Source organism: Streptomyces hoynatensis (assembly GCF_003626535.1).
Classification (GTDB): domain Bacteria; phylum Actinomycetota; class Actinomycetes; order Streptomycetales; family Streptomycetaceae; genus Streptomyces; species Streptomyces hoynatensis.
Window position 1 is genome coordinate 48,832 of record NZ_RBAL01000023.1, and the last position, 12,938, is coordinate 61,769.

Genomic DNA, 12,938 nt, shown 5'->3' on the forward strand with positions numbered 1-12,938 from the left:
GTGGTCAACCTGAACAAGAAGCGCGCGGCGGCCGTGGTGCTCGGCACCGGGCTGCTCATGCTGCTGTCCTCCCCGTCCGCCCTCGCCCTCACCCGGGACGACGGCGACGACCCCGGCCCGGGGCTGAGCGCCATCGAGACCATCGGTCTTTTCGTGCTGGCTCCGCTCGCCCTGTTCGCGGTCATCGCGGGGCTTGTGGTGGTCAGCGAGCGCAAGCGGTAGGTCTCCGACGGTGGTGCGGGGCCCTGCCGCCTGCGGCGGCGGGCCTTTGCGGGGTGGTCCCCGCGGCCCCCTTGTGCGCCGGTGCGGCCCGTCGGCCTGCGGCTGGGCCCTGGCCGGGTGGGTGGGGTTCGGGTTCTGTGGTCGGGGCCCTTTCCGTTGCCCCGCCTGCGGCGAGCGAGGCGGCCCACACCCCCGCACCCCGCCCGGGGCGGTGGGGCGTTCTGTGATCGTGCCCCTGGCTCGCCCGGGACGGTGGGGAGGCTGTGGTCGTGTCTGGTTCCTGGGTGGGTGGGTGATGCCTCAGGGCAGACGCCGTCGGGACAGCATCAGCAGGGCGGCGGCCGTGGTCGCCGAGCGCACGTGGCCGTCGGCGATCAGGTCGTGCATCTTCGCCAGCGGCACCCACTCCCGGCGCGCCGACTCGAAGGCGTCGCGGGGCTCGCCGATGCGTTCGGCCTGGTCCGACCAGTACACCCGGTGATGGCTCGTCGAGATCCCCGGCATCGGGTCCAGGGCCAGCAACAGCCGCATCGGGCCCGGCCGCCAGCCGGTCTCCTCCTCGAACTCCCGCGCCGCTGCGACCGCCGGCTCCTCGCCTTCGCCGGTACCGCCCGAGGGGAGTTCAAAGCCCCACGCGCCGGTGATGAACCGGTGCCGCCACAGCAGCAGGACCTCGTTCTCCTCGTTGACGACGGCCGCGACCGCGACGGGCCGCAGCCGGATGACGGTGTGGTCCAGGTGCCGGCCGTCGGGCAACTCGACGTCCGCCATGTTCACCGGCGTTCACCCGCATCCACCGGTTCTCGTAGACGGTGCGTTCGCCGAGGTTCTTCCAGAGGGACACGCTGCTCCTCATGCCGGGGCCTCCAGTGCAGCACGCCGGGCCGTCGTGCCTGCGGGGGGAAGGCGCGCGGTGTCGCCGTTTCGGCCCACGGCCTGGCCTGTGAGCGCGCTGTGGGTCGCGGCCGGAGGGCCGCCGCCTGCCCAACAGCGGGGAACCCTCGGCCCCAGCGACGGCGCAATGCCCTGCCGGGTGATCCGCAAGCAAGGCCGCACGCACGCCAAAACCCCGTCCTATGCTGGCAATGAGCGGCAGGCGGCAAGTGGGACGGGGGCTCGTCATGGACGGCGATGGCTCAACGGGCGACACGCTTCGCGCCCTTCGGCTCGGGCGTGGCCTCACCCAGGAGAAGCTGGCCGAGAAGGCCGGCTTGCGCCCGGGGGTGATCAAGAAGATCGAGGGTGGGGGCACGGCCCGCCTGGAGACGTACCACGCGCTGGCCCGGGCCCTGGGCGTCCGCACGGCCCAGCTGTTCGACCCGGCCGCCCTGCCGCCCGACAACCACGCCGACGACCACGCGGTCGACCTGATGCCGCTTCGGCGGGAGATTTCCCCACCGGTGACTCTGTCCGGAGGGCTGGGCCTCATCGACGCCGGGGAGGCGCCGCACCTGGTGCAGATCAGGGATGTCGCGGCGGCTCTGTCGGGGGCCTACAACGGCGACGACTATCCACGGGTTGCCGCGCTCCTGCCTCGACTGCTCACCTCCACCCGGCTGGCGGTGGCCTTCCACGACGACGGGCCGCGGCAGCGCGAGGCGCTGAGGCTGCGGGCGGACGCGCTGCAGATGGCGGGCCGGTTCCTCACGCAGGTCCGCGCCTACGACCTTGCGCACGTGGCGCTGCGGGACGCGGTTCACAGTGCGGAAGCCGCCGGGGACCGGCTGGCGGCGGCCGCGGCCATCAGCGCGCAGGGCTGGACACTGCTGCGGGAAGGGCGCCTGGACGAGGCCGAGTCGGCGACGGCGGCCACCGCGGAGGAGATCGAACCGCGGATCTCCCGGGCACGGCCTGACGAACTGGGGGTGTGGGGGCGTCTGCTGCGGCGCGCATCCTCGGCGGCGGCGCGGAACAACCGGCCGCAGGAAGCGCGGGACTACCTGAGGCTGGCCCGCACGGCGGCGATCGCGCTCGGCGGACGCCCCGCGGTCCGGCTGCACGGCTGGAACCGATTCGACGGGCTGCGGGTGGGATTGCAGGCGATCGAGAACCAGATGGTGGCCCACCAGCCCGGGCGGGCCCTGGGCCTCGCGGAGAGGGTGCCGGCCAGCGCGGCGTCGGGGTCGGGGAACTGGCGGCGGCACATGCTGACGGTGTCGCAGGCGCACGCCATGCTGCGGCACAGTGACGAGGCCCTGGGCATTCTCGCGGGCCTGCATGCGGATGCGCCGGAGTGGCTGCGCCATCAGCGGCTCGCCCGGGACGTCTTCCGGGATGCTCGCCGCGCACGGCGCCGACCGCTGACCGTGGAGCAGCGGGCCCTGGGGCACGCGCTCGGCGTCGGGTAGGGACACGGAACGTATCCCTGAGTGCGCGGCTGGTGAACGGCGGGCGCGCTTCGTGGATGGAGTCGCGTGGTCACCCATCGTTAGCGTCGGGTCACTCCGTCCCCAGAGGAGTCGACCATGACGACGAACCACACCAGCTTTCCCTCTTCGCCCCCGGGCCGCTTCATCTCCCCGCAGTGCGCCGGGCGGCGGTGCGAGAACTGCCGCCAGGCACAGGCGCGTCCGCCGGAGCCGCAGAACGGGATCGCGTTCGATCCGTGCACCTGCCCCTGCCATGCCTTGTGGCCGGCCGCGGGTGGCGGCCGGTGATCCCGCGCCGTCCCGCCACTCGACGAGGGCGGCCCCACGGAGGACTTGAACTCGTGTCCGTCCCCGTCCGAACGCCGTTGTTCTGGGGGCCGAAGCGGCTGCCCGTGCCGTATGTCGCGCGTTGGAGTGGTGAGTTGATCGCCACCGGTGGGGCGCTGACCGTACGCCGGGATGGCCGGGGGCTGGCCTACGAGGACGAGACGCCAGACGACCGGGACCGGCATGGCGTGTTGTGGGCCCGTGTCGGTCGGGCGCCCGCCGAAGGGCGTCCGGACTACCGCGCCATGCACCCCGCCCGGCAGCGGCGCGCCATGCTCGAACTGCTCTGCCAGGTCTGCGGCGGCCCGGCCGACCGCAACGGCAAGGGCTGGCTGTTCGCACTGCGCCGCCCCGGCCCGGCCGACGACATCCCGGGCTGGCCGGAGGGGTTGTTGTGCACGAAGCCGCCGGTGTGCGGTCCGTGCGCCCTCCTCGCCGCCCAGCACTGCCCCTACCTGGGCGACCCGGTGTTCGTGCGCTCCCGCAAGCCCCGCGTGTGGGGCGTCTTCGGCGGCGCCTTCACCCCGCACCCCGGCGGCGGGCTGGCGGCGGGCGAGGACGGCCACCTGCCCTACGGCCACCCGGCCGCCCCCTGGTTCCTCGCGAACCAACTCGCCGTCGAACTCACCCGCACCACCCGCGTGCCGGGCCCATAGCGGCGGGGCCCATACGGCGGCCCCGATGCGGGCCGCGCCCGCGGGCCCCGTACCCGGGTCGCTGCGCGTCCGGGGACGCTCGCTGTTCCCGACTGCCCGTCAGGAGTACCGTTCTGGTGTCTAGACAGAACGGAGCCATCCTGCCATGTCTGCCTCTCTTGGGGACAGGCTGCGTGAGGCACGCAAGCTCGCCGGCCTGTCGCAGCGGGAACTCGCCCGTCACTCGGGCGTTTCCTACTCCCTGATCACGAAGCTGGAACAGGGAGAGCGCCAGGACACTCGTTTGGAAACGCTGCACCGTCTCGCCCGCGTCCTCGAAACCACGACCTCCGCGTTGCTCTCAGCTCCCACCGATGGCGACGACCGCGAAGCGCCGGCGGCGCCGGCCGAATGGCGTGGGGTGCGCGAGGCGCTGGCCGACACTGCCACCGACATCGCCGAGGCTCCGACGGTCCGCGGCATCCAAGAAGGGGTGGAAGCAGCAGTGCGCATCTATCGCAGCACTGACTACACCGCCCTTGCGCCCCTCTTGCCCGGGCTCATTCGGGACACCCACGCGTTGGCCGGCCTCGCGCCGGAGGGTGCTGCGCTGCGCATGAGGACGCTGGCTCTGACCGCTCAGCTGATGACCCAGACTCGGCAATACGACCTGGCCGAGACGGCGCTGGCGCAAGCAGAGCGAGGTGCGCCGGATACGCCTTACGCGGTCGCCGCGGTGGATCTGCGGTGCTGGCTGCTGCTGCGCCGCGGCCGGGTGAACGAGGTGATCGAGTTGGCGACACGGTGGGCCGATCAGATCGAGCCCCGGTTCCCGCGGGCAACCCCGACCGAACTCGCGATGTACGGCTGGCTGCTGTTGCGTGCCGCTGCCGCGGCCGGGCGGGACAACCGTCCCGACGAGGCGGAAGGCATGATGCAGCTGGCGGAGGCCGCGGCAGTCGCGGCGGGGCGTCCCCATCAGATGCGCCGGTTGGGGTTCATGCGCACGTTCGCGGTGAGCGCCGTCAGGATGCAGCGTGCCGAGTACGCGATGGTGTGCGATCGCCCCGACGAGGTACTGCGCCTGTCCGCGCGGGTCGGTGTCATGCAGATGAGCCCCACCAACGGCTCGCGTAATCGGCATCTGCTGGACGTGGCGCATGCGCACGCCCGGACTCGACGCCATGGCACGGCGGTCTCGACGCTGCTCAAGATCCACGAGGACGCGCCGCAGTGGTTCTCGCATCAGCGGTACGCGCGGGATGTGGTGCAGCTGATCACCGAACGGCGGCGGACACTGACGCCGGAGATGCAGCAGCTGGCCGGTGTTGTCCGCCTATCGCTGTGACCCGCTGTGGTAGGTCCGCTTCGAGGCGCTGGAACTGCCGTTGAGGCGGCCACGGCGCAGGCATGACTTCCTCGGCGCCGACGGTCCGTACACGGCACGGGCCAGGGCGTGACGGGTCAGTCCGCGTCCTTCCCGGTGGTGTTGTCGATCCAGCGCAAGTACCCCGCTGCCCCGGTGAGCGGCACTGCCGAGACCTCCGGGTTCTTCCATGGGTGGTGGTCCAGCAGGTGCGCTTCCAGCGCGGCATACCGGTCAGCGCGGGTCTTGAACAAGAGCTGCCACTCTTCGCCGGTACCGAACGCGCCTTGATGCCAGAACACCGAGACCACCGGACCGACGATCTGCGCACCGGCCGCCAACCGGGCCGCCACAACCGACTGCGCCAGCTTCACGGCGTCGTCGCGGGTCTCCGTGGCCGTGGCCACCTGTAGGTACTCAGCCATGCGGACGAGCCTAGCCACGGGAATGCCGGAGGGCCTTGTGACCCATCCCCCTCCGCCCCCGGACGGGGCGGAGGGGGTCCCGGGTCAGGAGGTGGCGGCTGCGTCGGCGGCCTGGGCGCGGAGGGCGCGTTCCACGCCCGCCCTGGCCTCGGTGACCAGGCGGCGCAGGGCCGCGGTCGGCTCGGCGGTCGCCAGCCAGGCGTCGGTGGCCTCCAGGGTCTCGCGGGTGGCCTGGATGGAGGGGTAGAGGCCGACGGCCACCTGCTGGGCCATCTCGTGGCTGCGGGACTCCCAGACGCCCTTCAGCGCCGCGAAGTACTTGGCCGTGTAGGGGGCGAGCAGCTCCCGCTGGTCCGCCTGCACGAAGCCGCCGATGACCGCCTCCTGGACCGCGTTCGGCAGCCTGTCGCCCTCCACCACCTCGGCCCAGGCCGCTGCCTTGGCCTCCGCGGTGGGCCGGGCGGCCCGCGCGGTGGCCGCGTGGCGCTCGCCGGCCGCGGTGGCGTCCCTGGCCAGCTCGGCCGCGATCTCCGGCTCGTCCGCCCGGCCGGTGGCCGCGAGCCGCTGCAGCAGGGCCCAGCGGAGCTCGGTGTCGACGGTGAGGCCCTCGATGGTCTCGCTGCCGTCGAGCAGCCCGGCCAGCAGGGCGAGTTGCTCCTCGGTGCGGGCCACCGCCGCCAGGGCCCTGGCCCAGGCCAGCTGGTGGTCGCTGCCGGGCTCGGCGGCCCGCAGGTGCTCGACCGTGGCCTGCGCCCAGGTTCGCAGCCCCGTCTCGCGCCAGGCGGGGGCCGCGTAGGAGTCCAGGGCGAGCGCCACCTGGCGGTGCAGCGTCTGCACCACGCCGATGTCGGTCTCCTTGCCGATGCCGGAGAGCACGAGCGACAGGTAGTCGCGGGTGGCCATCTCGGCGTCCCGGGTCATGTCCCAGGCCGAGGACCAGCACAGGGCGCGCGGCAGCGACTCGGCGAAGTCGCCCAGGTGCCGGGCCACGACGGCGGCCGAGTCGGGGTCGAGGCGCACCTTGGCGTAGGTGAGGTCGTCGTCGTTGAGGAGCAGCACGTCGGGGCGGGGGCGGCCGTCCAGCGCGGGGACCTTCGTCAGCTCCCCGTCCACGTCCAGCTCGATCCGGTCGGTGCGCACCAGGGCGCCCTCGCGCAGCTCGTAGAGGCCGATCGCGATGCGGTGCGGGCGCAGCGTCGGCTCGCCCTTCGCGCCCGCGGGCAGCGGCGGCGCCTCCTGCCTGATGGCCGCCTCGGTGATCACCCCGGCGCCGTCCACGGCGATCTCCGGGCGCAGGACGTTGATCCCGGCGGTCTCCAGCCACGCCTTCGACCAGGCCGACAGGTCGCGGCCGCTGGTCTCCTCCAGGGCGGTCAGCAGGTCGGTGAGCGTGGTGTTGGACCACTCGTGGCGCTTGAAGTAGGTGCGCACGCCGCGGAAGAACTCGTCCATGCCGACGTAGGCGACCAGCTGCTTGAGGACGCTCGCGCCCTTGGCGTAGGTGATGCCGTCGAAGTTGACCAGGACGTCGTCCAGGTCCCTGATCTCGGCCATCACCGGGTGGGTGGAGGGGAGTTGGTCCTGCCGGTACGCCCAGGTCTTGAGCTGGTTGGCGAAGGTCGTCCAGGCGTGGGGCCAGCTGCTGCCGGGGGCGTGCGCCTGGCAGGCCAGCGAGGTGTAGGTGGCGAACGACTCGTTCAGCCACAGGTCGTTCCACCACTCCATGGTGACCAGGTCGCCGAACCACATGTGGGCCAGCTCGTGCAGGATCGTCTCCGCCCGCGCCTCGTAGGCCGCGTCGGTCACCTTGGAGCGGAAGACGTACTGGTCGCGGATGGTGACGGCGCCCGCGTTCTCCATCGCGCCCGCGTTGAACTCGGGAACGAACAGCTGGTCGTACTTGGCGAAGGGGTAGGGGTAGTCGAACTTCTCCTGGTACCAGTCGAAGCCCTGCCTGGTGACCTCGAAGATGGCCTCGGCGTCGAGGTGTTCGGCCAGCGAGGGGCGGCAGTACAGGCCCAGCGGCACGCTGCGGCCCTCGCCCTCCCAGGTGCTGTGGACGGCGTGGTAGGGGCCCGCGATCAGGGCGGTGACGTAGGTGGAGATGCGGGGCGTGGGGGCGAATTGCCACACCGTGCCCCCGGGCCCCTCGGCGCCCTCGGGCGTGGGGGAGTTGGAGATGACCTGCCAGCCGGCCGGCGCGGTCACGGTGAAGGCGAAGGTGGCCTTGAGGTCGGGCTGTTCGAAACAGGCGTAGACCCGGCGGGCGTCGGGGACCTCGAACTGCGTGTACAGGTACGCCTGCTTGTCGACCGGGTCGACGGAACGGTGCAGGCCCTCGCCGGTGTTGGTGTAGGCGCAGTCGGCGACGACCCGCAGCTCGTTGGCGCCCTCGGCCACCGCGGGCAGCGCGATCCGGGAGTCGGCGAAGACCTCGGCGGGGTCGAGGGGGGTGCCGTTGAGCACCACCTCGTGCACCGCGGGGGCGATCAGGTCGGCGAAGGTCTCCCCGGCCGCGCGGGCGGTGAAGCGGACGGTGGTCTCGGAGCGGAACGTTCCGCCGTCCTGGGCGCCCGAGATGTCGAGCGCGATGTCGTAACTGTCCACGCTGAGCAGCTGGGCCCGCTGCCTCGCCTCTTCCCGGGTCAGATTCGTGCCAGGCACGTGGTGCTCCCGTCTGTCTGATGTCTCTGCCTGTCGTGTCCGCGGACAGCCGTGGCGTAGCCACGCAATCCTCGCACGCCCCACGCCGCAGGGGCGGGCGGACGGCCGCGAGCCGCCCGCCCGCCCCTGCGGGTCGGTGCCTGCCGCTCCCGGGGGAGCGGCCCCTGCCGGATCTGCCCGGTTCGCCCGGGCGCCCGGTGGGTGGGCGCCCGGTCCCCGCGGCGCCCACCCGGTGTCTGCCCCGGGGTTATTCGGCGAGGTGCTCGATGGTGACGCGGCCGGTGCCGGTCACCGTGCCCGCCGCGTTGACCAGGTGGACCTCGCCGAAGATCTGCCGTCCCTCGCCGGCCTCGGCGGCCGCCTGGGCGACGGTGACCTCGGCCTGGACCTCGGCCGAGTCGCCGGTCCCCAGCTCGAACACCTGGTCCCCGTCGACCGCGACGGAGCCGAGCGAGGGGCTGAGGTAGGCGTCGCGGTAGCTGAAGGTCGTGCTGCCCGCGGGCACCGCGTACGCGTCCACCTCGACGGTGTACGTGCCGGGCTCCGGGTCGGCCAGGCGGACCGCCTCCTCGGCGGAGGAGGTGGTCGACTGGCCCACGAGCGAGCCGTCCTCGGCGTAGACGTACAGGTCGAGGTCGGCGCCCGGGTCGGCCGCGGAGCCGATGACGGCCTCCAACTGCGAGACGTCCTCGCCGACTTCCACCTCGTAGGTGAGCACGTCGCCGTCCGCGATCTCGACGGTCTCGACGCGGGCCGAGCCGAGCTGCCCCGAGGTGAGCGAGCCGGCCACCGGCGCGAAGTCGTTGGTGACCTCCCAGTCCACCGGCACCGGAGTGCCCGGCTGGGCCTCCTCGATGGTCCGCGTCTCGGGGTCGAAGGTGGCGCCGAGTGCGGTGGCGGTGACGGTGTACGGGTTGTTCAGCTCGGGCGAGGTGCGCCGCGCCTCGACCTCGATCTCCCACACGCCCGGGATCGGGTCGGCGTAGGAGCGCAGGTCGGGACGGCAGGTGTTGTCCGGGTTGTAGTGCGGGTAGCACAGGTTGGTCGCGGAGTCGTCGGCCGGCGTGCCCCAGGGGGTGATGGCGATCCACCGGGTCTGGCTGTCCTCGGCCAGCCCGTCCATCGCGACCTCCAGGGTCCTGGTGCCCTCGGGGACGGTCACGAAGTAGGACGTGGTGGCGTTGCGCTGCACCCGTGCCGAGTCGGAGACCGCGAAGGAGGGCCCGGACAGCTCCTCGGGGACGACGACGGTGTTGAGGATCTGGTGGTCGGTGCCCCGGGTGGCCGGGTCGTCGACCGTGAGGATCGCGCTGTGCACGCCGAGCGACTGCGGCCTGGCCTGCACGGTGACCGTCACCGGCTGGTTCAGCGGCAGCGAGACGCTCCCCGAGCCGCTGAGCCGGAAGGTGTGGTCGTCGTTGTTCACCAGCTCCAGACGGTGGCGGACCGGGCGGTCGGGGCCCGTGGTGCGGGTGAGGGTGACCTCGTAGTTCTCCCGCTCGCCGACGCCGGGGGCGCTCTCGCGGTCGTAGACGCCGGTGCCGACGCCCGGGGTCTCCAGGTAGTCGGACATGGCCTGGTCGACCGGGGCCTGGACGGTGTACTCGTGCGCCGTGGCGCCCTGGGTGATCAGCCGCCAGGCCGCCGCGGTGTCGATGAGGCCCGCGCCCTGCTCGTGCGCCTGCACGCCCCGGATCGGGTCGGCGGAGCTGGTGAGCGCCGTGCGCAGGTCGGCGGGGGAGAGGTCGATGCCGCGCTGCCCGGCCGCGGAGAGCAGCAGGGCGGCGGCGCCGGTGGCCTGCGGGGCGGCCATCGAGGTGCCCTGGAGCATCGCGTAGCCGGGCGGCAGGTCGTAGCCGGCCTCGGCGACCGGGCCGCCGGGCAGCCAGGTGGGCACCGCGTTGATGGCGGCGCCTGGCGCGGAGATCGTCGGCTGGAAGCCGCCGTCGTCGCGCGGTCCCGCCGAGGAGAACGGCAGCATCGCGTAGGCGGTGCGGACCTCGGAGCCGTAGTTGGCGGCCCAGGTCTCGCGGGAGATGGTGGCGCCGACGCTGACGACCTTGTCGGCCACGGCCGGGTCGCTGATGGTGTTGGTGCCGGGGCCGTCGTTGCCCGCCGAGATGAACAGCTCCACGCCGTAGGTGTCGATCAGCTCGGTGTAGAGGTGGGCGCGGGCGTTGTTGCCGTCGTTGAGGGCGGGCAGGCCGCCGATGGAGACGTTGACGACGTCCACGTGGCGGTTGACCACGAGGTCGATCATGCCCTCGGTGAGCGCGGTGGCCGTGCAGCCGCCGGCGAAGGTGCAGGCGCGGGCCGAGACCAGCTGCGCGCCGGGCGCGGCGCCGCGCATCTCGCCGCCGAACAGGCCGTTGGCCGCGGTGATGCCGGCCACGTGGGTGCCGTGCTCGCCGGAGACGATGCCGATGTTGACGAAGTCCCTGGTCTGGCCGACCCAGTCGCCGCCGTAGGGGTCCATCGGGACGTCCTCGCGGATCTCCACGACGAACGGGATGGCCTCGGCGATCGCGGTGTCCGGGTCGTCGGTGCCGAAGTGGCCGATCTGGTGGTCCTCGCCGTAGGGCCGGAGGGCGTCCTCGTCGCCGAAGTCGCCGTCGTCGTCGAGGTCGACGCGGACGGTGCCGGCCTCGGGGTCGTACAGCAGGCCCCAGCTGTCGGTGGTGTCGCCGTCCCGGTTGACGTCGCCGCCGACCTCGCCGACGGCGACGGCCTCCTTGAAGGTGCTGATCAGGTAGTCGCCCTCGGGGGCGGTGTAGGTGCGGTCGCCGTAGGCGAAGCTGTCGCCCGAGACCTCGGTGACCATGGGCCGCCAGGTGCCGTCGCCGTCGAGGATCGGGTCGGTCGCGGTGACCCAGTCGACGATCTTGCGCTCGCCGGTGGTGGTCTCCTGCAGCGCGGGGTGCGCCAGGTCGACGCCGGTGTCCAGGATGCCGATGGTGACCCCGCGCCCGTCGGCCTGCGGGTGGTCCTCGACGAAGTCGATGGCGCCGGTGTCGGCCGCGGGCTGGTACGGGTTGTCCGCGGGGGTGTCCTCGTCCGGGGCCTCGTAGCTCCGGCCGGAGTGGCCGCCGCGCCCGCCGTTCGACTCGGGGCGGGGGTCGGGGAGCTGGATCTCCTCGTTCATGTCGATGGCGTAGACGGAGGAGAGGCCGCCCGCCGTGTCGATCGCGTCCTCGGCGCGGCTGGTGGGCACGGTGACGCGGACGTAGCCGATCTCGTCCTCGGTGTAGCCGACCGAGGCGCCGGAGACGGAGTCGAGGGCGTCGACGACGCCCGCGGTCTCGCCGGGCTCCGCGGCGATCATCATCGTGACGTAGCGCTCGCCGCTCTCCCGCGCCTGGGCGAGGAGCGTGGCGTCGCGGGTGCCGAACTTCTCACCGAGCGGCTTGTCGGGAACGGCCCCCGGGGAGGGCGGCGCCGTGCCGTCGGCGAGGGCCGGGAGCGCCCCGGTGAGCGCGAGGGAGGCGGCGAGGCCGGTGGCCAGCGCGAGCCGGGACAGCGTCCGCGGCAGGGACGGGGGCGCGTGGTCCGGTTCTGCACGCCGGAACGCATCGGGTGCGGACGCGCGTAGAGGTCTGTGGGGTGGTCTCAATGACATGGGCATCCTTGTCGGGAATCCTGAGCAGGATGACCGGTTATCATACGGAAGTGATGAAAGTATTGGGGGGCTTGGGCGGGAGCTTGTCGCATTCCTGTCAGTAACGTTTGCGTGTCGCGCGTCGTGTGGTGTGCCGGTTCCGGCTGATTCCCCCTCATTTCCCCTGCCCCTCCCGGTGTCGGCCCCGCCGCCTCCCGGGCGCTCAGCGCGGCAGCACCACCAGCCGGGAGGCCGCCGTCCGCGCCCGCCTCCCCTCGGGCCCGCCCCGCCCCGAGGCGCGCCGCAGCGCCGCGCGCAGCGCCTCGGCCTGGCCCGCGGCGTCCGCGCACAGCGCCCGCGCGGTGAGCCGCACCACCTCCACGCCCAGCCCGGCCAGCCTGCGCAGCGCGGCCGGTTCCTGGGGCCGCGGCGGCCCGGCGTCGATCCGCACGCCGACCGCGGGCCCGGGCCAGTAGGCGTCGACCGAGCCGAGGCGCGGGCCGCCGGGCAGCCACAGGTCGACGTTCCAGCACGGGTCGGGCAGCCGGCCCAGACGCACCGCGTCAAGCAGCCGCTCCTCCGCCACCGCCCGGCCCTCGGCGAGCAGCGTGTCCACCGCGCCCGCGATCCGCGGGTGGTCCAGCAGCCGCGCCCCGGCCAGTTCCGCGATCAGCTCCGCCGCCGCGCAGTGGCCGCCGCGCACCGCCTCGTGCAGCAGCGGGCCCGCCGCCGGCCCCTCCGGCGCCCCGGCCACCGCGTCGGCGAGCGCCCGGGGGACCGGCGCCACCGGCACGCCGGCCAGCCGCACCGGCCGGGGCAGGAGGTGGGTGCGCACGATCCGGGCGCAGCCGGCGGAACGCAGCCGCCGGGTGCTGGGCACCAGCACGTCCACCCGGTCCAGGGCGGTGAGCGGCGGCACCCCGCTGAACCCGTGCAGGGCGAGCGCCGCCGGCCCGGTGACCACCGTCTCCCCGTCCCGGCCGCCGGCGTAGCGCAGCACCGCCCGCAGCAGTTCCTCCGCGGTGGGCGGCCCCGGCCGCAGCAGGAACACCCCGGGCAGCGGCATCTGCCAGGGCCCGCCGGGGCGGCACCGCTCGTGCGCCGCCGCGGCCGGGACCCCGTGCTCGCGCAGTTCCTGGGCCGTCATCACCAGGAGGGGCTTGTGGGCGAGTTGGTGCAGAGGGCGAGGAATGCGGCGAGTGTCGTCGTTCATGCCCCGGCACTTCCCCGCCGCGGCCCCCGCCCCACCTTCGTTACAGAGCCGTCGGCAAACCGGGACAAGACGGCGGAATTATTCGGCAAAGCTCTCCGGAGAGCTCTCCGGCGGGACCGTCC

8 protein-coding genes and 1 pseudogene are annotated in these 12,938 nt (G+C 73.3%); 4 read left to right on the forward strand and 5 right to left on the reverse strand.

Annotated elements, in window-relative coordinates; genetic code table 11:
- Complete coding sequence (locus D7294_RS27225) at window positions 1-222, forward strand: hypothetical protein (RefSeq protein ID WP_422070748.1); 222 nt, start codon at window positions 1-3, stop codon at window positions 220-222.
- A gap of 300 nt (window positions 223-522) precedes the next feature.
- Here D7294_RS27225 and D7294_RS27230 read toward each other — a convergent pair.
- Window positions 523-1,078: pseudogene (locus tag D7294_RS27230) on the reverse strand (NUDIX hydrolase).
- Between the two features lie 265 nt (window positions 1,079-1,343).
- Here D7294_RS27230 and D7294_RS27235 point away from each other — a divergent pair.
- The 3 genes from D7294_RS27235 (at window position 1,344) to D7294_RS27245 (ending at window position 4,901) form a co-directional block, all read left to right on the forward strand.
- Window positions 1,344-2,570 carry a helix-turn-helix domain-containing protein gene (locus D7294_RS27235; protein WP_120684422.1) on the forward strand — a complete coding sequence of 409 codons (1,227 nt, stop codon included), beginning with the start codon at window positions 1,344-1,346 and terminating at the stop codon, window positions 2,568-2,570.
- 593 nt (window positions 2,571-3,163) lie between these two features.
- On the forward strand, window positions 3,164-3,574 hold the full coding sequence (locus tag D7294_RS27240) for a hypothetical protein (RefSeq protein WP_120684424.1): 411 nt from the start codon (window positions 3,164-3,166) through the stop codon (window positions 3,572-3,574).
- A gap of 145 nt (window positions 3,575-3,719) precedes the next feature.
- A complete protein-coding gene (locus tag D7294_RS27245) occupies window positions 3,720-4,901 on the forward strand; it encodes a helix-turn-helix domain-containing protein (RefSeq protein WP_120684426.1) in 1,182 nt (393 codons plus the stop codon).
- 116 nt (window positions 4,902-5,017) lie between these two features.
- On the opposite strand, the gene cutA is transcribed toward D7294_RS27245, so the two are convergent.
- The 4 genes from cutA to D7294_RS27265 all read right to left on the reverse strand — a co-directional run bounded on the left by cutA (window position 5,018) and on the right by D7294_RS27265 (window position 12,816).
- Complete coding sequence (gene cutA / locus D7294_RS27250) at window positions 5,018-5,344, reverse strand: divalent-cation tolerance protein CutA (protein ID WP_120684486.1); 327 nt, start codon at window positions 5,342-5,344, stop codon at window positions 5,018-5,020.
- Window positions 5,345-5,428: 84 nt separating this feature from the next.
- On the reverse strand, window positions 5,429-8,008 hold the full coding sequence (gene pepN, locus D7294_RS27255; RefSeq protein WP_120684428.1) for an aminopeptidase N: 2,580 nt from the start codon (window positions 8,006-8,008) through the stop codon (window positions 5,429-5,431).
- A 247-nt stretch (window positions 8,009-8,255) separates the two neighbouring features.
- Window positions 8,256-11,624 (reverse strand): S8 family serine peptidase, encoded by a 3,369-nt coding sequence (locus D7294_RS27260; protein ID WP_120684430.1) that lies wholly within the window; start codon window positions 11,622-11,624, stop codon window positions 8,256-8,258.
- A 202-nt stretch (window positions 11,625-11,826) separates the two neighbouring features.
- Complete coding sequence (locus D7294_RS27265) at window positions 11,827-12,816, reverse strand: hypothetical protein (protein ID WP_120684432.1); 990 nt, start codon at window positions 12,814-12,816, stop codon at window positions 11,827-11,829.
- Between the last annotated feature and the right edge of the window lie 122 nt (window positions 12,817-12,938).

Bases quoted from the DNA above. Each gene is read 5' to 3' on its own strand.
- D7294_RS27235 (WP_120684422.1), top strand. From the start codon at position 1,344: ATGGACGGCGATGGCTCAACGGGCGACACGCTTCGCGCCCTTCGGCTC.
- D7294_RS27240 (WP_120684424.1), top strand. From the start codon at position 3,164: ATGCACCCCGCCCGGCAGCGGCGCGCCATGCTCGAACTGCTCTGCCAG.
- D7294_RS27245 (WP_120684426.1), top strand. From the start codon at position 3,720: ATGTCTGCCTCTCTTGGGGACAGGCTGCGTGAGGCACGCAAGCTCGCC.
- cutA (WP_120684486.1), bottom strand. From the start codon at position 5,344: ATGGCTGAGTACCTACAGGTGGCCACGGCCACGGAGACCCGCGACGAC.
- D7294_RS27260 (WP_120684430.1), bottom strand. From the start codon at position 11,624: ATGTCATTGAGACCACCCCACAGACCTCTACGCGCGTCCGCACCCGAT.
- D7294_RS27265 (WP_120684432.1), bottom strand. From the start codon at position 12,816: ATGAACGACGACACTCGCCGCATTCCTCGCCCTCTGCACCAACTCGCC.